Origin of the sequence: Acinetobacter sp. OYA S30 (assembly GCF_033599315.1) — a bacterium.
Lineage (GTDB): Bacteria > Pseudomonadota > Gammaproteobacteria > Pseudomonadales > Moraxellaceae > Acinetobacter > Acinetobacter baumannii.
The window spans coordinates 1-20,487 of sequence record NZ_JAWVAV010000050.1 but is presented as its reverse complement, the minus strand read 5'-3'; the positions used below and the strand labels follow the sequence as shown (position 1 = coordinate 20,487).

Genomic DNA, 20,487 nt, shown 5'->3' with positions numbered 1-20,487 from the left:
GCAACCCGCGTAAACGGACGATATGAAACATGTATGCAACGAGCGAAACGAATAAGACTATAAAAAATCTCGCCCTGTTCGATTTTGATGGAACCTTGTGCAGTAAAGACAGTTTTACAGGGTTCATCTTTTATGCGTTGTCTAAACGTCATATTGTGAAGCAAGGCTTGAAAATCCTGCCATGGATTCAAGCCTATTATCTTAACTTTTATCCAGCCCATGCTATGCGTGCCAAGCTATTTCGTAGCATGTTCAGAGATACTCCTGCAATTGAATTGCAAAGACTAGGTGAAGAATACGCACAAGAACTCGTCTCTGCACTTTCACCTGAAATTTTTGCACAATTACAGCAACACCAGCTATTAGGTGATCAGGTGGTATTAGTTTCTGCCTCTATTGATATCTATCTCGCTCCACTTTGCAAATTATTAGGTATCGAATTAATTTGTACAGAGACTCAAATTAAAAATGGCATGATGACAGGTTACTACTCAACTCCGGATTGTAGTAGTGAGCAAAAGAAGTTAAGAATACGTGAGCAATATTCTCTAAAGCACTATCAGCGAATCTATGCGTATGGAAATAGCTCAGAAGATTTAGACATGCTTAGTCTTGCTACACATCCTTTTATGGTCGGTGAAGATCGAATCTTGCCCTCATTAACCCCACAAAAAAAGCTCGCATGATGCGAGCTTTTTTAATTTAGAACAACTTAGTAAATTGCCATATGATCGCGATGAATCATTTCTAATGAACGGGCTTCACCAAGTACTTGGTAAACTTTGTCTGAAGAAAGACCTTTAATAATTTCAGCAGAACGAGAACTAAAATTTACTCGCCCAACCGCAACACGTTTACCTTGTTTATCGACACATTCAACCACATCACCACGATCAAAATGTCCTTCAACAGTTTTTACCCCAACAGGCAATAAACTGCGATGTTTCAATTTAATCGCTTCAACTGCGCCATCATCAATTACAAGACGACCTGCTGTTTGTAAATGTGCAGCAAGCCATTGCTGATGCGCTGTCATACGGTCTTTATCAGTCGTAAACAATGTACCCAGCATCTCACCAGCCATCACTCGTGACAATACATTGTCGCTTTCACCACTAGCAATCAATGTCGGGCAACCTGACTTGGCAGCTAAACGTGCAGCACGAACTTTAGTGACCATGCCACCTCGTCCAAGCACACCGCCACCACCAGCCATTTCAAATAAAACATCATCCATGGCACGCACAGTTGATAACAATTTTGCATCAGGATTATGACGTGGGTCTGAATCAAACATACCTTGCTGATCTGTTAAAATAATTAATAAATCAGCATGTACTTGACCAGCAACCATAGCTGCGAGTGTATCGTTATCACCAAAACGAATCTCATCGGTAGATACAGTATCGTTTTCATTAATGACCGGAATAACACGCCAATCAATCAAGTTCTGCAATGCATCACATGAATTTAAGTAACGACGGCGGTCTGCCAAATCATCATGTGTTAACAACACCTGAGCAGTTCGGATACTATGATTTTCAAGCACACTAGACCAAGTATGAATTAGGCCCATCTGCCCAATTGCGGCACATGCTTGAAGACTGGGTAGATCGGTGGGTCGACTCGCAAGCTTCATACGAACCATACCTTCCGCCACAGCTCCTGAAGACACTAAAATAATTTCGTGTCCAGCATTGTGTAAATCTGCAATCTGTTTCGCCCAATGCGAAATAGCGTCCAGATCTAGACCTTGCCCATTTGCCGTGAGTAAAGATGATCCGATTTTAACAACGATTCGTTTACACTCACTGAGCTTACGTTGCCCATCGACCACTTCTATCATGTTTTCCTCGGTTTTTTAGTCACGAACGTAGATGCTTTCTACATCACCATCGTCTTCATCGTCATCGAAGTCATCATCATCGTCCATCATGCTTTCAAGGCGTTGTGCCTTACGCATAGCACGGTATGCTTCCTTCGCTGCAATGGTCTGTTCACGTGTTTCAGCTTCAAGCTGTTCACGGAATGCTCTTACTTCTGCTGCGTACTCAGGATCTTCAACTTCACGTTCACGTTGTTGTTCAATCTGATCCATGAGGTAATAAACAACTTCTTTGGTTCCTTCTTCGAGTAAACCCGAGGTCTTAAAGACAGGACCTGTCCATTGCAACTCATCTAGAATATGCTGACACCATTCTTCACGGCTTTCTTCAGCAATCTGATCAAGTTTATTAAGTACTAATACAATTGGTAACTTCGCCAAAGTAGGAGAAAACTTGGCAAGTTCATTCATAATTGCTTTAGCATTATGGGCCGGGTCTGAACCATCAATTGGTTGTACATCAATAATGTGCAAAAGAATACGTGTACGTGCTAAATGCTTAAGGAAACGAATACCTAAACCTGCACCTTCTGCTGCACCCTCAATAAGTCCCGGAATATCTGCCATCACAAACGAGCGGTGACGGTCAGCATCTACTACACCTAGGTTAGGAACCATAGTGGTAAATGGATAATCTGCTACTTTTGGTTTCGCGGCACTTACTGCACGAATAAATGTTGATTTACCAGCATTTGGCATACCTAATAAGCCAACATCTGCCAATACTTTCAACTCAAGGCGAATTTCACGGAACTCACCTTTTGTACCTGTCGTACATTTACGTGGAGCACGGTTGGTTGATGATTTAAAGTGAGTATTTCCTAAACCACCTTCACCACCGCTTGCAACCATTACTCTTTGGCCGTCTTCTACCAGATCGCCAATAATATCGCCTGAATCTGTATCAACAATTGTTGTACCAACGGGTACTTTTAAAACCACATCTTCACCACCACGTCCGGTACAGTTAGCACCTGCACCGTTTTTACCACGCTCAGCGCGGAATTTACGGGTGTAACGGTAATCGACTAGGGTACTTGTATCATCATCTGCTTGAATATAGATACTTCCACCACGTCCGCCATCACCACCATCTGGGCCACCAAATGGTACAAATTTTTCACGGCGAAAACTGGCTACGCCATTGCCACCGTCGCCAGCCTCTACGGTAATGACTGCTTCATCAACAAAGCGCATTTGCCAATCCTCTAAAAACTCTAAAACCGCCTATTCTGCCATATTTTCAGAAAATTCTCGAATAGAAAATCGAGAGAATTCTACTTTCCTGCTGCTTATTTTATTTCTTTTTATCAGGATATAAACCTACAGCAAGCCATGGTCTATTTTTATTGATTAATTACCTAAGGATGAACATTACGTAAAGGTAAATCCATCTTCATGTCCAAATTAGCTTTAGTGTGCTGAACAGAGTTATACATAATGGCATTAAAGCTTGAAATATTCCCCATTTCCATTGCATCGTTAACGTTCAAACTTGGGTTAAACTGATGTTTAATTGGCAAATTTATAGATTCGTCAAACTCAAAATAAACCGGACCATTAAAAGCAATTTTAACCGGAATGGTATAACTACGTTTTAACTGAAATGGAATATCAAGTTTAATCGGGATATTTAATTTTAATGGAAACCTTGGTAATAACTTATTTTTGTAAATTAAATCAGTGGTTGTTTCTAAAGGCATCACCTGATCGACTTTTAATGTTGTCGCATAATCAACACTTACTGTAATTGGAGTCTCGACTTCAAACTCTAAATCAGCCAAGTATCTTCCTTTTAATGGAACTGAAATCTGAAGGTCAATATCAATAGATGTGTCTAATTTACCTATCGATTGGACCTGCAAATTATTACCAACATGTATTTTAGTTTCTAATGATTCTGGTAAACGAATATCCGACTCATGTGCTGAAACTACAACTGAAGCCTGTATGTTTAAATAGAACCAAAATAAGATTGCCGTGAGTATCATAATCAGAAAGAAACTGATTAATATACTTTTTAATGAGCCAAACATAAGCCATTCACCTATTTTGTCTGGTTCTGAACAGGTGAAGAGTGATCTTCGCCAGATTTAACGGGATTCAGGCTCATGCTCGATAGTGGTATTTTTAACTCACCATGCTCGATTTTAACAGGCAAGGTATTTTTTACATCTACCGACGCATTTAAAGCTGTTTTCACCGGGACATTCAAACTTCCCTGAATTGGAATATTTGTTTTTAATTGAGCATTTAATGGAATATGAAGATTTTCTTTTAAGACCGTTTTTACTGGCGCATCAAACTTCAAATGAACTTTCTGATCGAGTGGAACTTGAATATCAATAGGTACATCTAACTGTAAAGGAATATTACCTTTTAATGGCAAAGTAATATCTTTACCAAGCACTCTCACCTGAACTTTCGTGTCAATTGGCAAACTTTGCTCAACTTTTAAAGTTTCTTTAACTGGAATAACCGTACTAATCGGCACCATATTATCGAAATAGACACGTGGTGTTAAAGTCTGCGTTAAAGGAATATTTAACTTCTCATTAATAGGAATATTAGCATTCACTCGACCTTTAACATCGACATTTAAAGCATCTTTTACTTTAACTTGTACCTGTAATGGCTCTTGTAAATCGATCGCTACTGCCTGGTTTTTCAACGGAATATAAATATTAAAATGTTTAAACACCCAAATGGCGATAAGTACACCACATATATTCGCGATGATAATAAAAAAGAAGACGATCAATAATCTTTTAAACTGCTGCAATTCCAATCCCTTACTATTTCTTTTTGTTCCTTAAACCGTATTCTCATTGATTTCTAAAAAATAATCAGCATATATTTTGTACGGTAGTAAAAAAACCCAGTCTAAACTGGGTCTTTTTGTCACATTCTTTTATCTAACGTTAAAACAGATTAAGCGTTAGTTTCTGCAGGAATTTTTTTATAGCTTACGCCACACATTTGCTCAGCAATACGTAATACTTGGCAGCTATAACCTACTTCATTATCGTACCAAACATATGCAGTTAAGCGATTACCAGAAGTAATCGTTGCTTGAGCATCATATACACCAGCAGTACGAGAACCGATAAAGTCGCTTGATACCACTTCTGTAGAGTTGGTATAACCGATTTGACCTTGAAGGTTAGAGTTGATCGAAATTTGACGAATGTATTCGTTCACTTCTTCACGATCAACTTCTTTATCAAGCGTTAAGTTTAAAATCGCAAGAGATACGTTTGGTGTTGGAACACGTACAGAGTTACCAGTTAACTTACCTTTTAACGCAGGCAATGCTTTAGCAACAGCTTTAGCAGCACCAGTTTCAGTAATAACCATGTTCAATGTAGCAGCACGACCACGACGATCAGCTTTGTGGTAGTTATCGATTAAGTTCTGGTCATTTGTAAATGAGTGAACTGTCTCAACGTGACCATTAAGAACTTTATATTTGTCATCCAATACTTTAAGAATTGGAGTGATCGCATTTGTTGTACAACTTGCAGCAGAGATGATTTTGTCTTCATCTAAAATGTCAGAGTTGTTTACACCAAATACAACGTTTTTCATTTCGCCTTTACTTGGTGCAGTTAATACAACACGTGCAACACCTGGGCATTTCAAGTGTTGGCTTAGGCCTTCAGCATCACGCCATTTACCAGTGTTGTCGATTAAAAGCGCGTTTTCAATACCGTATTGAGTATAGTCTACTTCGCTTGGGCTAGACGCATAGATCACTTTGATGAAGTTACCGTTAGCGATAATTGCTTCGTTTTCTTCATCAACAGAGATTGTACCTGCAAAAGTACCGTGAATAGAGTCACGACGAAGTAAAGAAGCACGTTTAGCCAAGTCACCGTCAGAAGACTTACGAACAACAATCGCTTTAAGGCTTAAACCACGACCTAAACCTGATTGGCTAATGATTAAACGAGCCAAGATACGGCCAATACGACCAAAACCGTAAAGAACTACATCTTTAGGTTGTTCAGAAGTTGCGCTACCTTTAATTGACTCAACAGCTTGAGCAACAAAAGCGTCAACATCACCGCCTTTTTCTTTATATTCAACTGCAAGTTTACCGATATCAACTTCTGCAGAACCGATATTTTCAACTTTTGCTAAAGCTTCTAAAATAGGGAAAGTATTTACTACAGAAAGCTCAACATCTACAACACGTGTACGACGGTGAGTTTTCAAAATTTGGATAACAGAACGGTTAATTAAAGAGCGACCGTAAACAGATACGACAATATTTTTTTCACGGTATAATTGACCGATTAATGCAATCATACGTTCCGCGATTTCTTCACGGTTTTTCCAACGGCCTTGGTGTTCAGCGTGCAGGGCGATGATAGTGTCTTTGCTCACAGATACGTCCTCTAATTAATTATATCTAGGCGTGATTTTTAAAACCCCGTAATTGTAATGGAATTATTGGCAAGAATGAATCAAAAGCTGACGTTAGTGGCTAGATTTTCCCAAAATTCATCATAAATTCATAAAATACCTATAATTATTTTTTATTATCTTATTGTTTAAAGCCGCTAAATTTTTGCTTTTTCTTACTTTTTAGATTTTGATGCTCTAATCGTGAGCATCATTTTTTAATCTTTTTTGATATTTTTCGATATTTAATTGCAAATTTTTGGCTTTTTGCTGCTGTTGGTAAAGATGAAAAGCCCCTTCTAAAACCAATACGAAAACGGCACACCAAATTGGAAGATAAGTAAACCATTCTTCTTTACCAATGCTTTCCCCTAGCACTAAAGATGCTAAAGCAAGTAATACCGGTTCAAGATATCCAAGCAGACCAAACACAACCAAAGGTAAATAACGGCTTGCCAATATATAACATCCCAAGCCTATAGCACTAAGCACACCTAAGCCCGCAATAACCAACCCGAGTGTCGGTTGATCGAGGAACTTACTATATGGCAATAACCCTGTATGTGTCAGATAGATTGCAACTGGCATAATAATCAGAAGGTCCCACCAAAAGCCCCCTAAATTATCCGTTTTAATTTTCTTACGTAACAAGAAATAAGCGGAATAACCTATAGCCACTGAAGCAGTTTCCCAAGCAATACTTCCTAGTCGAAAAATCTCATGCCCTACGCCAATAATTGCAAGGACAATAGCGACCCACTGAAATTTCGATATTTTCTCTCCATATAAGACACTACCCGCTAAAACCAAAACAAGCGGTAACAGGAAATATCCCAAAGAAACTTGCAAACCACGTCCATGCATAGGTCCCCATAAAAACAGCCATAACTGCACTGAGGTCAAAACAGATGTTGTAATGAGTAATAGAAGTAAAGAAGGTTTTGCTAAAATACGTTGATATATATTTTTAATATGGCTTAAATCACCACTCCACCACATAAATAAAGTTAAAAATGGCAAAGTCGCAATAATACGCCATCCGAAAGTCTGTTCACTATCAAGCTGGCCGAGTAATTGAGTATAAAAATAAAGAACACCAAAAGTTAATGATGCCATGACAGACAAAATCACGCCCTTTAACATCACTAACCTCTTTATACTTTAAGAAAAATAAAGCGATACAATACTTGATTTATCCACTATAAAAAAGAAAAAACCATGCGAAAACATGGTTTTTTCTTAAGCAGCATATATTTATTCTTTATGCTCGGTATGAATAATATCTCGAATATCAAATCCTAATGTTTTTGCATAATTTAGATATTCATCAACCACTTCTTTGTGTGGATGTGGCGTTCTAGATAAAACCCAAAGATATTTTCGGGAAGGTTCGCCTACCAAAACTGTTTGGTAATCTTCATCGAGCTTTAAAATCCAGTAGTCTCCACGAATTATTGGAATCCATCTTACAGCTTCGGGTAAAAAACTTACCTTTAATTTCGTGTTATACGGCGGATTAACTACAAAAGCCTCACCGATAGATTGCTGTAATTGCTTTTGATTATCGTAGCAGCGGTTATCTACAACTATGTTTCCATTTTCATTTAAGGTATAGGTTGCAGATACATTGTAAGCACATTTTTTTTGGAAAAAAGCAGGTTTACGCGCGACTTCATACCACACACCTAAATAACGGTCTAATTCAACTTTATCGACTGTAGGTAGAGGCTTCTGCTGGGCATAGGCATATGTTCCGACAGCTAAGCCAGTCAGAACAATACCGCCCAATGCAATTTTTGCCAAGCGCCAACTGGCTTGCGGAACATTATTTCGAAATGCCATTGTTGCCCTCAACTCTTTGTTGTGAATACAAAATAACTTAAATATCTACAGTAGCTTGTTTTTTAAACAAATCATGTAGTGTTATGTATCCATTTATTGCAACATTTGCGCTTTTAAACGAACAATTTCATCACGAATACGCGCCGCTTGCTCGAATTGTAAATCCTTCGACGCCTTTAACATTTCTTTCTCTAGCTTAGTAATGTGCTTACTAAACAATTTAGGGTCAGAAAGAATATGTCGTTCATCTGCGCTAAGTGCTTGTGCCTGCTCTAGTACTTTCTCATCAATCTGATCATCAGAAAGTACTTCACCCGTATCAATTTCTTTCACAGCCTGACGAACTGCACTACGTGGCGTAATACCATGCTGCTCATTAAACTCGATTTGTTTTGCACGTCGGCGCTCTGTCTCATCAATTGCCTTTCGCATAGAATCAGTGATTGTATCAGCATATAAAATTGCTTTACCTTTCACATTTCGCGCAGCACGACCAATCGTCTGAATAAGCGAACGCTCAGAACGTAAGAAACCTTCTTTATCTGCATCTAAAATAGCAACTAAAGAAACTTCCGGCATATCTAAGCCTTCTCGCAGCAAGTTAATACCCACTAGTACATCAAATACGCCTGTACGTAATTCATGAATAATTTTGACACGTTCAACCGTATCAATATCCGAGTGCAGATAAGCAACCTTAACGCCATATTCTTTTAAATAAGAAGTTAAATCTTCCGCCATACGCTTGGTTAAAGTCGTTACCAATACACGCTCATTTAAGTTCTTACGAATATTGATCTCAGAAAGAACATCATCAACTTGAGTTAATACAGGACGAACTTCAATTTCAGGGTCGATTAGTCCTGTTGGACGCACCACTTGCTCAACCACTTGTTCTGATTTTTCCAGTTCATATCTAGCTGGTGTGGCACTCACAAAAATAGTGGTCGGAACAATACGCTCCCACTCTTCAAATTTCATTGGGCGGTTATCAAGCGCACTTGGTAAACGGAAACCGTAATTCACCAAGTTTTCTTTACGCGAACGGTCACCTTTATACATTGCGCCAATTTGAGGAACCGTTACATGCGACTCATCGATAATAAGTAAGGCATCTTCTGGTACATAGTCAAATAAAGTCGGTGGTGCTTCACCTGCCGGTCGTCCCGATAAATGACGTGAATAGTTTTCGATACCATTGGTGTACCCTAACTGCTGCATCATTTCCAAATCATAACGCGTACGTTGCTCGATACGCTGCGCTTCGAGTAACTTGTCATGTTCACGGAAGAACTTAAGCTGGTCTTGCAATTCATCCTTAATGGTATCGATAGCTCGTGTTAGGTTGTCTTTTGGCGTCACATAATGGCTTTTCGGGTAAATCGTGACACGTGGTACTTTGCGGACCATTTTACCAGTCAGCGGATCAAACCAGCGAATTGAGTCTACTTCGTCATCAAAGAGTTCAATACGAATCGCATGTTGGTCGGATTCTGCCGGGAAAATATCAATAATTTCACCACGGATACGATACGTACCACGTAAGAATTCAAGCTCATTACGCGTATATTGCATTTCAACCAAACGGCGAATAATTTCGTCTCGACTTACTCGGTCACCTTGGACCACATGCAATAACATTTGCATATAAGCATTTGGGTCACCCAGACCATAAATGGCCGAAACAGAAGCAACAATAATTGCATCACGACGTTCTAACAAAGCACGCGTTGCCGATAATCGCATCTGGTCAATATGGTCATTAATTGCCGCGTCTTTTTCAATAAATGTATCTGACGACGGAACATAAGCCTCGGGTTGATAGTAGTCGTAATAACTTACGAAATACTCAACTGCATTGTTTGGGAAGAAGGCTTTAAACTCACCATAGAGCTGGGCTGCCAAGGTCTTATTATGCGCCATCACAATCGTTGGGCGCTGAGTTTGGGCAATCACATTTGCCATGGTATAGGTCTTACCTGAACCTGTCACACCTAGCAGTAACTGATTACGAAAACCCTTTTCGATACCATTCACCAGCTTTTCAATTGCCTGTGGTTGATCACCCGCTGGCTGGTAATGAGTGACCAAATCGAAAGGTTGATTTTCGTTCACAGTTCTCTCTCTTTATAAAAAAATTGAATTTATCGTCTAGCAAATTAATGGGGATTTTTTCCCTAATTTAAAGTCTATATTGAGATTAATCTATATCGAAAATATTAAGCATCTTGATACTTGACCAATGCTGTAAACGGTTGCAACATGGACTTATCCATTAGATAAAAAGCATAACCATGACCTATCAATATCATGATGAAAGTATTGTAACCGAACTCCCTGAAGATACCGTGTTTGTCTTCGGTAGTAATATGGCTGGACAACATGGTAGTGGAGCCGCACGTGTTGCCAGTCAGCATTTTGGGGCTGTAGAGGGTGTAGGACGTGGCTGGGCTGGTCAGAGCTTTGCAATTCCAACATTAAATGAACATATCCAACAAATGCCACTCTCCCAAATCGAGCATTATGTTGAAGACTTTAAAGTTTATGCAAAAAATCATCCTAAAATGAAATACTTTGTGACAGCTTTAGGATGTGGGATCGCAGGTTATAAGGTTTCCGAAATCGCTCCTCTTTTTAAAGGCATACATCACAATGTGATTTTTCCTGAATCGTTTAAACCGTATGTTGAAGAAGATGCTGTTTCACAGTTCCCAACACTCACTCAAAAAATGGTTCAAAGTTTCATTAATGATGAAGTTATTTTCTACTTTAATCACGGCAGTGAATCTTTTGAAGATGCTTTAGATAAAACGGATTTATCACGTGCTGAAAAAGCGATAGCGCTTATTGTGCTTAATGAGGAATTGTATCCTCGTGACCGCTATGGCAGAGGCCGTGACCACGAATTGAGGGATATTTTAGGTAAGCTCAATGGTAAGATTTTTAATATTCATGGTAACTCAGAAGGTGCAATGATTTTCGTAAGTGTAATTGTTGCGCTTATGGAACTTTATGATTTTGATGAGCAAGATTTTATAAAATTATGGCGCGGTGAGAAAAATATCGACCACCCTATTAACCGTTAATTTACTTTGATATTTTATGAGTGAAGCAGATAAATTCTGCTTTTTCATTATTTTACTTATATTTAATATTTTTATTTTAATTATTCTAATAGATTTAAAACGATTATTTTCCCAAATCTTAGTTTTTCTCATTATACTTTAAGACAAACTGAATACTTAAAAGAAACGCATGGAAACTTTAGATTCTTCAATTTTTGACCTCACCCCAATTCCAATGTGGATTGAAGACTTTAGTGAAGTTAAGCAGTTATTTGACTTATGGAGAAATCAAGGGGTTGAAAACTTATATGAATTTCTAAGTCAAAATGAAAATCTAGTGGTTGAATGTGCTCATAAAATTAAAATTATTAAGGTCAACCAAAAAGTATTAGATCTTTTTGAAGCAAAAAGCCAAGAAGAGTTATGTGCCAACTTAAATCTTATTTTTAAAAAAGAAATGTTTGAAGCCCATATTCATGAACTCGAAGCGTTATGGAAGGGCAAAACTCATTTCTCGAGTACCACTATAAATTACACGCTCTCTGGTAAGCGTATTGATGTACAACTACGTGGAGCAATTTTACCGGGTTCTGAAACTACGTTTGACCGTATTTTAATTACCACCGAAGACATTACTCCGTATCAAAATGCGCTTCGTCAGGAAGAGAAAAATCGACGCCTAGCAGAATCAATGTTTATCTACTCTCCGACTTCGCTTTGGGTTGAAGATTTTAGCCGTATTAAAAATAGAATTGATCAGCTTAGGCTATTAGGAATTGAAGACTTTAGAACTTTTTTAGATGTACATCCTGAATTTGTTCGCCAATGCATAGAAGACATTTTAATTTTAGACGTCAATCAGTCGACTCTAGATTTATTTAAAGCACCAGATAAAACCACTCTGTTAAAAAATACCCATAAAATTTTTGCCGAAGAGATGGTGGAAACTTTTAGAGAACAGCTGATTGAACTCTGGCAAGGAAATATTCACCACAAGCGTGAAGCCGTTAACTATGCGTTAGATGGCCAAATTAGAAATGTCTTATTGCAATTTACCGTATTCCCCGGTTATGAAGAAACTTGGGGATTGGTACAGGTTGCGCTTACAGATATTACTGCACGAAAGAAAGCCGAAAATTATCTAGAATATTTAGGCCAGCATGATGTACTGACTAAACTTTATAACCGAGCTTTTTTTACAGAAGAGCTTAATCGTTTAAATCGCAGTATTATCCGCCCTGTTTCTTCAATTTTTTTAGACATGAACGGCTTAAAGGAAATCAATGATCAACTTGGCCATGATATTGGTGATGGTTTATTACGTCGAGTAGGTAATATTTTAAATCAGGCAATTATGAATACTGCTTATACAGCTTCTCGAATCGGTGGCGACGAATTTGTAATTTTAATGCCTGGTGCAGATGAAGCGAATGTTTTGATGATGCTGCAAACCATTCAGGAGCTTTTTAATATAGATAATCAATATTATTCAAGTCATCCTATTAGTATTGCGATTGGGCACGCCACAACAAAAGAAAATGAACAAGTTGAAGATATGCTAAAACGCGCAGATCATCATATGTATCAAAAGAAAAAAAGTTATTATCAAGAAATTCTTCTACGATAAAAAAACAGGCATATTGCCTGTTTTTTTATTTAAATTAGCGCTTACCCATAGAACGACGAGTACCACGTGGTGGCATCCAAGTTCTATCTGCATACTGTTCAGGTTTCGGACGTACTTGGTTGTGTACAGCATCGCCTGCTTGGTTACTTTCATTCGGCATTGGAAATGGCAATTTCACCAAAGCCTTTTTCTGTTTTGGCTGTTGCTCAGTCATGATTCATTCTCGATATTTCGATTGCGGCTTATTATAAAGGATTTTTCTTGTTTCTTTCGAAAAAAGCTTCAATTGAATAAAACCGCAACAAGATCTTTCCTAAATTAAACTTTTTTACATCTAAAAATCCCCACATCCGCAAATTGCTTAATTTTTGCGATAAGATAGTGTGCTTTTTATTTTTAATCCCATAAGAGGAATATTGCCGTGGACGTACGTCTTTCTGATCGTGTCAATGCTATCAAACCGTCCCCTACACTTGCTGTAACTAATAAAGCTGCTGAGCTTAAAGCTGCTGGTAAGAACGTGATTGGTTTGGGTGCTGGCGAGCCAGATTTTGATACCCCTCAACACATCAAAGATGCTGCAATTGAAGCGATTAATAATGGTTTCACCAAATATACGGCTGTAGATGGTACTCCTGGGTTAAAAAAAGCAATTATTGCTAAATTAAAGCGTGATAATAATCTTGATTACCAACCTAACCAGATTTTGGTTTCTTGTGGTGGTAAGCAAAGCTTCTTTAACTTGGCACTAGCATTATTAAACAAGGGTGATGAAGTGATCATCCCTGCGCCATTCTGGGTAAGCTATCCAGATATGGTCATTATTGCTGAAGGTACGCCTGTTATCGTGAAATGTGGCGAAGAGCAACGTTTTAAAATTACACCTGAACAATTAGAAGCAGCGATTACTCCTAACACTCGTTTAGTGGTATTAAACAGCCCATCTAACCCGACAGGTATGATTTACAGCAAAGCTGAATTAGAAGCTTTAGCTGAAGTTTTACGTCGTCATCCGCAAGTATTTGTTGCATCTGACGACATGTATGAACCAATTCGTTGGGAAGATGAGTTCTACAATATTGCAACTGTTGCACCTGATTTATATGACCGCACGATTGTTTTAAATGGTGTTTCTAAAGCATATGCAATGACAGGTTGGCGTATTGGCTATGCAGCCGGCCCAGCAAAAATCATTGGTGCAATGAAAAAAATCCAGTCTCAATCAACTTCTAACCCGACTTCAATTTCGCAAGTTGCTGCTGAAGCTGCGTTGAATGGTCCACAAGATGTTTTAAAACCAATGATTGAAGCGTTTAAACGTCGTCATGACTTAGTGATTAATGGCTTAAACGACATCAAAGGTATCTCTTGCTTACCTGCTGATGGCGCTTTCTACGCGTATGCAAACATTCGCCCTCTTATTCGTGCAAAAGGCTTAAAATCTTGCACAGAATTCTCTGAGTGGTTACTTGAAGAAACTGGCGTAGCGGTCGTTCCTGGTGATGCATTTGGTTTAGGTGGTTTCATGCGTATTTCATATGCAACAGCTGACGAAGTACTTGTTGATGCTTTAGCACGTATTAAAAAAGCTGCTGAATCAATCGAAGGCGTTGATGCTGCAATTGCATCTATCGAAGCTGAGAAAGCATAATTATTAGTTATAAATCCCAAAAGGAAGTTTTTATTTAAAACTTCCTTTTTTATTACTTTGATTTTTATAATTTTTCATAATTATTATAAAGTGAAATACAATATATTTGGTCAGCCCATTAATTTCAACCTTTCTCTTTTTATAGTAAAATAATAAATTAAGATAAAATGTATCATTCATTTAAATAAATCTTCCGTTATTAAAACACTTTGAGTAAAAGAAATGACAGCTTGGCAAAGATTAGGAATAGAACCAACAGATAACCAGAGAGAAATAAAAAAGGCGTATGCCAAACAACTAAAGTTAATCGATCAAGATACCCAGCCAGAAGAATTTATTCTTCTTAGAGAAGCATTAGAAACTGCTCAATTCGAAGCAGAACATTTAATATATGAAAATGAGGATTTGGATAACTCATCCTCTATATTTGAAGAAAATAATTCTTTTAATGACCAAAATTTAAATTCAGATGACTTAAATGATCAAACACTTGAAAATAAACTTAAGAGACTAAAACATCATATTGCTATTCAAGACATTAACTTTAATATACGTGATGAATTAATACATTTTAATAATGAAATTGAAGCATATAAAGATAAAAGTATTAGCAGCCATTTCAGAGATCAAATTTTAGATCTATTAAGAAAAAATGATCTTGATGATTTTTGTTATATCTTTACAGAAAAAGATGCTGAAAATATTGTCACAAACCATCAGAAAATAATTGAAAAAGAGAAAACCGAATATTCTGTTTCCAGTAACGAATGTATTCAATCAGATGCACTTAGTATTCCAGTAATTCTTGAGGAAGTTAGCAATGCACTATGGAATAAAGATATTAGCGATATAACATTCGATAAATTCAATTATTTACTTAGTCAACAATATGATATTCCTCTTAGTCAACAAATAGAAATAAAAGATCAACTCCAAGCCCCTTTAGCAGAAATTGAAATTGATGATCTACAACCCGAATATTTTCGGTTTCTAGAATTGTGGCATGAAACTTATCCTGATGATATTCATCAATATAATCCATCTTATTACTCAAGCTTATTACAGGAAAAATTAAATAGTTTTTTATCTCGATACAAACTCTTAAAAAAGTTACCTAATGAACATTTTGAATTATTAAATGAACTTTCTGGTGAAAAAAAATTTCATCCATTAAAAATGCTCAAATTAAGAAAAAGTTTAAATAAAATTTCAAAAAACTATAGTACAGTTGAAGTTATTGATAAGTTACAGCTTTCTATCACCCAAACTAACCCTAATTACTTATTTCTAAAAAGTTTAAGCAATTTTTGGAAATTTACTATAATAAATATTCTATTTATAACTATAACCTTTCTCTTTTTTAATTCCCTTATAGCTCCAGATAATCAAATTATAGTAAATTTATTAATTACAGTCTGCATTAGTCTGTTATATATATTTATACTACAACCTATATTAAATACCAGAATTTTAGGTCACCCTGGTTATGAAAGAACATTGGGCTATTATCTTAAATATTGGTGTTTAAGTGGATTTATTCTCTGCAGTTTGACCCCTTGGCTTCCAGATTTACCCCATCAACTTCTAAGTTATGGATGGTTTATATCTACAACTATACTACTGAGTGCTTTGCTGCTAGATGCAACACCATATATGAATAGATTAGAGCAAAGTGCATTTATTAATATCGATAAATGGATAATTAATATCGGTTTAATCTCTCTTAGTATTTTTCTTATTTCTGTCTTTTTTATTATTGGTGAACCTAATCATATCTGGTTCATAATTTATAGTCTGATCCCGATCTGTTTCTTATTTTACCCAGAATCTTTCCGCCCTCTCTTCTATATTTTTGGATACAATAAAGAAGATACCAACTTAACAGATAAACAAATAATGTATAGAAGTATTGGTATTATCTTCTTTAGGCTATTCTGGGTTTTTGGCTTTAGCTATTTATTTATAAAATCTTCCTCACAACCTTTTATGTATGCTGCAGGCTTGATTCTAGGAAGTATATTAATAACCGGATTTAGTGCCAAGAATCTCTCTTCTACAATTAAATATTTAACCTACATCGCCTTATGTATAGCAACGTTATACACCATACTCTTCCCTTTGATATTAATTTATTATTTATATCAAAGCTATCAAGCAAAAAAAATCATTTTATCTAGCTGCTAAAAATATCCCCTTGTATGTATCTAACAAAGAATTCATACAAGGGGATATAAATTAATACTCTTCAAACAAACTTAAATCTTCAATTTCATTAAGAAAAGCTTCGAAATGTTGTTGTGCCTCACGTATTTGTCTTGGATCTTGCAGATTTAGAATATAATTAAATTGTTGTGTTCGCTCTCCAATCTGTAAACGTAGATCTCCTGTATATTCACTAAATAAACGCTCTGCTCGTAATAATAAGCTCTTATTCATTAAAGTATCACGAGGATGTATTTTCAATTCCTGCAACTGTTGACGGGCCTGCTCTATTTGTTCCGTACTCATTACATTTTGATGATTAACAATCACTTTTTGGAGCTTTTCTCCTGTGCTTGGAACTTCTATATCAACTTCTAAAATACCATTTGGATTATAAGAGAATCGCACCTCAATAGATAAATAGTCATTATTTGGAGGTAAAGGCACATTGAGCTCACCTAAAAAAATGTTTTCTTTACACAGTCGATGTTCGCCCTGATAAATCTTAACAATAATTTCTCTCTGCCCTTTATTCATCGCAGTATACGTATTTACCTTACTGGCAGGAATTACAATATTGCGCTCTAAGATAGGTGAAAACTGCTCATCATTTTCCACTGCAATCCCTAAACTAAATGGGCAAACATCTGTTAAAACAATTTCTTTTAAAGATACATCTTTTGCTTTTAAACCTGCTTGTACACACGCACCACGTACAATTGCTTCATCAGGTTGGACACTTGTCGATGGAAAACGACCAAATAATTTTGTTACTAATTTGCGAACAACTGGAATACGTGTCGCACCACCTACCATAATAATCTGGTCAACCTGTTGAGGCAGGACTCTAGCATCTCTCAAGGCACGCTCTAGTGGGCGGCGTAATCTAAGCAGTAATGGTTCGGCCCATACTGCGAATTCTTCTTGAGTAATTTCTAGGGTGGCCTCCTTATCTTCCCATTTAAATATTAAATCTGTTTTCGCTTCTTTACTTAAAACATGAAGACTATGTTGTGCTCTAGCTCTTAATGCTGTTTCAATATCAAATGGAATAGTATTTTCAGTATAGCCAAAAATAGTTGCATGCTGTTTCCAGTATTGTTTCATTAACAACTGAACAAAGTCATCTCCACCTAAATAGTTATCTCCTGCACTAGCTCGCACCTCAGTGATGCCATCAAACAACTCAACAATTGAGACATCAAAGGTTCCCCCTCCTAAATCAAAAATCAGGAAACAACTATCCTGCGTTTGCCCTAAACCATATGCTAGAGCAGCTGCAGTAGGTTCATTAATGAGTCGACTAACTTTTAAACCCGCAAGTTCTGCAGCAGATATAGTGGCTTGACGTTGGATATCGTTGAAGTAAGCAGGCACCGTAATCACGGCTTCCTCTACTTCACATTGCAAAGCCTGCTCCACATCCTGTTTAAGAGATTTTAATATCAATGAAGACAATTCAACTGCTGAAAAGCTCTGCTGACCTAATTTTAATCTTTTTGAGGTACCCATTAACCGCTTAAAACTAGTTAATACCTCTTTACCACGACTTCTTAACTCTAATGCAGCTTGTCCAATTAAGATTTGCCCTTGCTCATCCAATGCAATAGCTGAGGGAGTAGTTTTCATACCATAAGGATTATTAATAAGTTTGGACTGACCATTTTCAAAAATACCAACTAGTGAGTTACTGGTTCCAAGATCAATTGCTATAAGAGGTTTAGTATCTATCATTTTCTATCAATAATTTAAAAGTATTAATTTTAAAATTATTTTATTCGATTTAATAAATATTGGCGAGATTTAGTTACTCTTAAGACTAACTGATTTAATTTTATTTTATTAAGAATGTTTAAAAGTAATTATTTTAATTACATAGTTTTCCTGAAATATTATTTACCTTTTAAATTATAAAAGTAAGACTTTTTCCTACAATCGGAAGTCTTCTCAATAATTTTTACTCCAACTATTTCTTTTTTCCTGAAAACACTAATTTTTAGCAATTAGTTCTATACCCAATTCTAATTTCATATTTCTTTGAAAATTAACTTAAAAATTTAAAAAAGGCCTCAAAATTGAGGCCTTTTTATAATTAAATTATTCCAAATTAAATAAAGCTGCCACCTCAGCCTCAGTCAGTTTTTTTGTATCATTCTGAAAATTATAAAAATCAGGTTTTGAATCAATAAAAATTTCCATATCTAATTTCAAATCTTTTACTGGTTCATTTAAAGAAAACACATTGATATTGCAGTAACTTTGATCTTTTGTTCTCCAAAAAATTGTTGTTCCACAAGCGTTACAAAAGCCTCTTTCACCCCATTCAGAAGAGTTAAATACACTAAGATGCTTTTGCTGAATAAACTTTAAACTACCTTTAACTACATCAACTGTCATAATGACACCACTGGTTTGTCTACGACACATCGAGCAATGGCAAACATGTACATCATGATTTTTTAATTCAACTTCGAAAGTTGTTTCACCACATAAACACTGTCCGTTCATTATTATTTTCCACAAAAAGTTTATATTTTTAGGGTTATAAAATATTCTGCTCAACCAAATTTTACAAGTTTATAAACTATAAGTGACCTATCTTTCTATTCATCCCAACTTGACAATAATTAATTTAACGCCTAATTTAACATCAAGTTCCATTTTAGAACTTTAATAACTGAAGGACTCAAAAAATGAAAAATCCTATGGAAATGACAGGCCTCGAATTTTTACAAGCCATGATTGAAGGTCATATTCCACCTGCCAGTATTAGCAAAACTATTCCAATGCAATCTACTGAGATTTCAGAAGGATCTGTAACTTTCAAAGCACAAGCAGATCATAATCACTTAAATCCTTTAGGTGGCGTACATGGTGGTTTTGCTGCAACTGTTCTAGATTCAGTGACTGGCTGCGCTGTACATACCATGCTACCTGCTGGTGTGGGTTATGGAACCATAGATCTTAATGTGAAAATGTGCCGTCCTCTTCCACAAAATCAGGTTTTAATTGCTACAGGTAAAGTGATCAATTTAAGTAAAAATTTAGGTATTTCCGAAGGAAAAATTACTGATGAAGAAGGCAAACTTTATGCTTATGCAACAGCAACCTGCATGATTATTCGACCATAAAAACCAAGGCAGCTTTAAACGGCTGCCTTTTTCATTAAGTAAGGAATATCTGGGCGGTCACAAGTTTTCGCAACCACATAAGGTGCCCAAATATTCTTAAGTTGAAGCTCTATCACTTTATGATGCTGAGTAGACCAGGCTAAAACTTTATTTTTACCTAGGAATAATTCTCCTTCGAGCTGGAAAATATAGAGAGGTTTAGATTGATCTACTACCTTGGAACACTTTAAAACTTTCAATGAAGTATGCACATCCCATTTTGAACTAAACCAGAGTTGTAGTAAGTCACCTAAGTACAAATCTTGTTTTTTAAATGGAAAAGCATCGATCCATGCATCTTCTACAGGTGTGTAATAAGATTCTGGTTGATTTAAAATATTGAGATAATTGCGTTGATAAAAATCAAAATTAGAAAAAATAGAAGCAACAGTAAGTGTTTTCATACTTATCTCCGATTTAGCCATTTTAGTGCTGGCAAGTTGGTTTAAATCCACACTGTTTGGATTACTCCAAACGCTTGTTCTTTTCTGAATCTAGCAATTGAATTTTCAAAGCGCAAGTAATTTATGATCTCACCTTTCAACTGGTCAAATAAAAAGCATACAACACAAAAATGAATGAAACATGACGATTTTTACTTGACCCTTGTCAAAATCTCCTTATAATCGCATGCAGAT

At 36.5% G+C, this 20,487-nt stretch carries 19 protein-coding genes; 6 read left to right on the top strand and 13 right to left on the bottom strand.

All coding sequences use genetic code 11. From position 1 onward, the window contains the following. The first annotated feature begins 59 nt into the window (after window positions 1-59). Entirely contained in the window at window positions 60-686 is a 627-nt protein-coding gene (locus R5R67_RS17155) for an HAD-IB family hydrolase (protein ID WP_412838335.1), read from the top strand. Window positions 687-712: 26 nt separating this feature from the next. On the opposite strand, the gene proB is transcribed toward R5R67_RS17155, so the two are convergent. The 8 genes from proB to uvrB all read right to left on the bottom strand — a co-directional run bounded on the left by proB (window position 713) and on the right by uvrB (window position 10,249). Beyond that, a complete protein-coding gene (gene proB / locus R5R67_RS17150) occupies window positions 713-1,846 on the bottom strand; it encodes a glutamate 5-kinase (protein ID WP_000573844.1) in 1,134 nt (377 codons plus the stop codon). A 15-nt stretch (window positions 1,847-1,861) separates the two neighbouring features. Next, window positions 1,862-3,082, bottom strand: coding sequence for an Obg family GTPase CgtA (cgtA, locus tag R5R67_RS17145; protein ID WP_001212949.1), 1,221 nt, complete (start codon window positions 3,080-3,082; stop codon window positions 1,862-1,864). Between the two features lie 164 nt (window positions 3,083-3,246). After that, window positions 3,247-3,921, bottom strand: coding sequence for a hypothetical protein (locus R5R67_RS17140; RefSeq protein ID WP_000468062.1), 675 nt, complete (start codon window positions 3,919-3,921; stop codon window positions 3,247-3,249). Window positions 3,922-3,932: 11 nt separating this feature from the next. Further along, the gene (locus R5R67_RS17135; RefSeq protein ID WP_318755027.1) at window positions 3,933-4,667 is read right to left on the bottom strand and encodes an MFS transporter; all 735 of its coding nucleotides are present in this window, start codon (window positions 4,665-4,667) and stop codon (window positions 3,933-3,935) included. Between the two features lie 149 nt (window positions 4,668-4,816). Further along, window positions 4,817-6,274 (bottom strand): glyceraldehyde-3-phosphate dehydrogenase, encoded by a 1,458-nt coding sequence (locus R5R67_RS17130; protein ID WP_000031228.1) that lies wholly within the window; start codon window positions 6,272-6,274, stop codon window positions 4,817-4,819. Window positions 6,275-6,490: 216 nt separating this feature from the next. Next, window positions 6,491-7,438, bottom strand: a complete 948-nt coding sequence (gene rarD, locus R5R67_RS17125; RefSeq protein ID WP_168079888.1) for an EamA family transporter RarD — start codon at window positions 7,436-7,438, stop codon at window positions 6,491-6,493. Window positions 7,439-7,546: 108 nt separating this feature from the next. Continuing rightward, window positions 7,547-8,134, bottom strand: coding sequence for a lipocalin family protein (locus R5R67_RS17120; RefSeq protein WP_000885644.1), 588 nt, complete (start codon window positions 8,132-8,134; stop codon window positions 7,547-7,549). 93 nt (window positions 8,135-8,227) lie between these two features. Beyond that, the gene (uvrB, locus tag R5R67_RS17115) at window positions 8,228-10,249 is read right to left on the bottom strand and encodes an excinuclease ABC subunit UvrB (protein ID WP_001004983.1); all 2,022 of its coding nucleotides are present in this window, start codon (window positions 10,247-10,249) and stop codon (window positions 8,228-8,230) included. 179 nt (window positions 10,250-10,428) lie between these two features. Between uvrB and R5R67_RS17110 the strand changes: the two genes are divergently transcribed. Together R5R67_RS17110 and R5R67_RS17105 are read left to right on the top strand one after the other, a co-directional pair. Further along, entirely contained in the window at window positions 10,429-11,220 is a 792-nt protein-coding gene (locus tag R5R67_RS17110) for a hypothetical protein (protein WP_000222202.1), read from the top strand. Window positions 11,221-11,389: 169 nt separating this feature from the next. Next, window positions 11,390-12,826 (top strand): diguanylate cyclase domain-containing protein, encoded by a 1,437-nt coding sequence (locus R5R67_RS17105; RefSeq protein ID WP_000448855.1) that lies wholly within the window; start codon window positions 11,390-11,392, stop codon window positions 12,824-12,826. A 34-nt stretch (window positions 12,827-12,860) separates the two neighbouring features. On the opposite strand, the gene R5R67_RS17100 is transcribed toward R5R67_RS17105, so the two are convergent. Beyond that, window positions 12,861-13,040, bottom strand: coding sequence for a hypothetical protein (locus R5R67_RS17100; protein ID WP_000139632.1), 180 nt, complete (start codon window positions 13,038-13,040; stop codon window positions 12,861-12,863). Between the two features lie 207 nt (window positions 13,041-13,247). Here R5R67_RS17100 and R5R67_RS17095 point away from each other — a divergent pair, with 207 nt between their 5' ends. Both R5R67_RS17095 and R5R67_RS17090 read left to right on the top strand, forming a co-directional pair. After that, on the top strand, window positions 13,248-14,477 hold the full coding sequence (locus tag R5R67_RS17095) for a pyridoxal phosphate-dependent aminotransferase (protein ID WP_000383198.1): 1,230 nt from the start codon (window positions 13,248-13,250) through the stop codon (window positions 14,475-14,477). A 222-nt stretch (window positions 14,478-14,699) separates the two neighbouring features. Beyond that, window positions 14,700-16,661 carry a hypothetical protein gene (locus R5R67_RS17090; protein WP_000127904.1) on the top strand — a complete coding sequence of 654 codons (1,962 nt, stop codon included), beginning with the start codon at window positions 14,700-14,702 and terminating at the stop codon, window positions 16,659-16,661. Between the two features lie 51 nt (window positions 16,662-16,712). Here the strand turns inward: R5R67_RS17090 and R5R67_RS17085 are convergent, their stop codons facing one another. Further along, entirely contained in the window at window positions 16,713-18,413 is a 1,701-nt protein-coding gene (locus tag R5R67_RS17085; RefSeq protein ID WP_000567436.1) for an Hsp70 family protein, read from the bottom strand. 363 nt (window positions 18,414-18,776) lie between these two features. Next, complete coding sequence (locus tag R5R67_RS17080; protein WP_001014258.1) at window positions 18,777-19,187, bottom strand: GFA family protein; 411 nt, start codon at window positions 19,185-19,187, stop codon at window positions 18,777-18,779. A 185-nt stretch (window positions 19,188-19,372) separates the two neighbouring features. Here R5R67_RS17080 and R5R67_RS17075 point away from each other — a divergent pair, with 185 nt between their 5' ends. Then, window positions 19,373-19,810 carry a PaaI family thioesterase gene (locus R5R67_RS17075; RefSeq protein WP_009519447.1) on the top strand — a complete coding sequence of 146 codons (438 nt, stop codon included), beginning with the start codon at window positions 19,373-19,375 and terminating at the stop codon, window positions 19,808-19,810. Window positions 19,811-19,824: 14 nt separating this feature from the next. On the opposite strand, the gene R5R67_RS17070 is transcribed toward R5R67_RS17075, so the two are convergent. Beyond that, complete coding sequence (locus R5R67_RS17070; RefSeq protein ID WP_000855171.1) at window positions 19,825-20,253, bottom strand: hypothetical protein; 429 nt, start codon at window positions 20,251-20,253, stop codon at window positions 19,825-19,827. A gap of 41 nt (window positions 20,254-20,294) precedes the next feature. Beyond that, the gene (locus R5R67_RS17065; RefSeq protein ID WP_085941300.1) at window positions 20,295-20,429 is read right to left on the bottom strand and encodes a hypothetical protein; all 135 of its coding nucleotides are present in this window, start codon (window positions 20,427-20,429) and stop codon (window positions 20,295-20,297) included. Window positions 20,430-20,487: the final 58 nt, after the last annotated feature.

Coding starts and splice junctions, on each gene's coding strand:
- proB (WP_000573844.1), bottom strand. CDS start 1,846: ATGATAGAAGTGGTCGATGGGCAACGTAAGCTCAGTGAGTGTAAACGA.
- cgtA (WP_001212949.1), bottom strand. CDS start 3,082: ATGCGCTTTGTTGATGAAGCAGTCATTACCGTAGAGGCTGGCGACGGT.
- R5R67_RS17070 (WP_000855171.1), bottom strand. CDS start 20,253: ATGAAAACACTTACTGTTGCTTCTATTTTTTCTAATTTTGATTTTTAT.
- R5R67_RS17090 (WP_000127904.1), top strand. CDS start 14,700: ATGACAGCTTGGCAAAGATTAGGAATAGAACCAACAGATAACCAGAGA.
- R5R67_RS17100 (WP_000139632.1), bottom strand. CDS start 13,040: ATGACTGAGCAACAGCCAAAACAGAAAAAGGCTTTGGTGAAATTGCCA.
- R5R67_RS17105 (WP_000448855.1), top strand. CDS start 11,390: ATGGAAACTTTAGATTCTTCAATTTTTGACCTCACCCCAATTCCAATG.
- R5R67_RS17075 (WP_009519447.1), top strand. CDS start 19,373: ATGAAAAATCCTATGGAAATGACAGGCCTCGAATTTTTACAAGCCATG.
- R5R67_RS17110 (WP_000222202.1), top strand. CDS start 10,429: ATGACCTATCAATATCATGATGAAAGTATTGTAACCGAACTCCCTGAA.
- R5R67_RS17080 (WP_001014258.1), bottom strand. CDS start 19,187: ATGAACGGACAGTGTTTATGTGGTGAAACAACTTTCGAAGTTGAATTA.
- R5R67_RS17085 (WP_000567436.1), bottom strand. CDS start 18,413: ATGATAGATACTAAACCTCTTATAGCAATTGATCTTGGAACCAGTAAC.
- R5R67_RS17120 (WP_000885644.1), bottom strand. CDS start 8,134: ATGGCATTTCGAAATAATGTTCCGCAAGCCAGTTGGCGCTTGGCAAAA.
- R5R67_RS17140 (WP_000468062.1), bottom strand. CDS start 3,921: ATGTTTGGCTCATTAAAAAGTATATTAATCAGTTTCTTTCTGATTATG.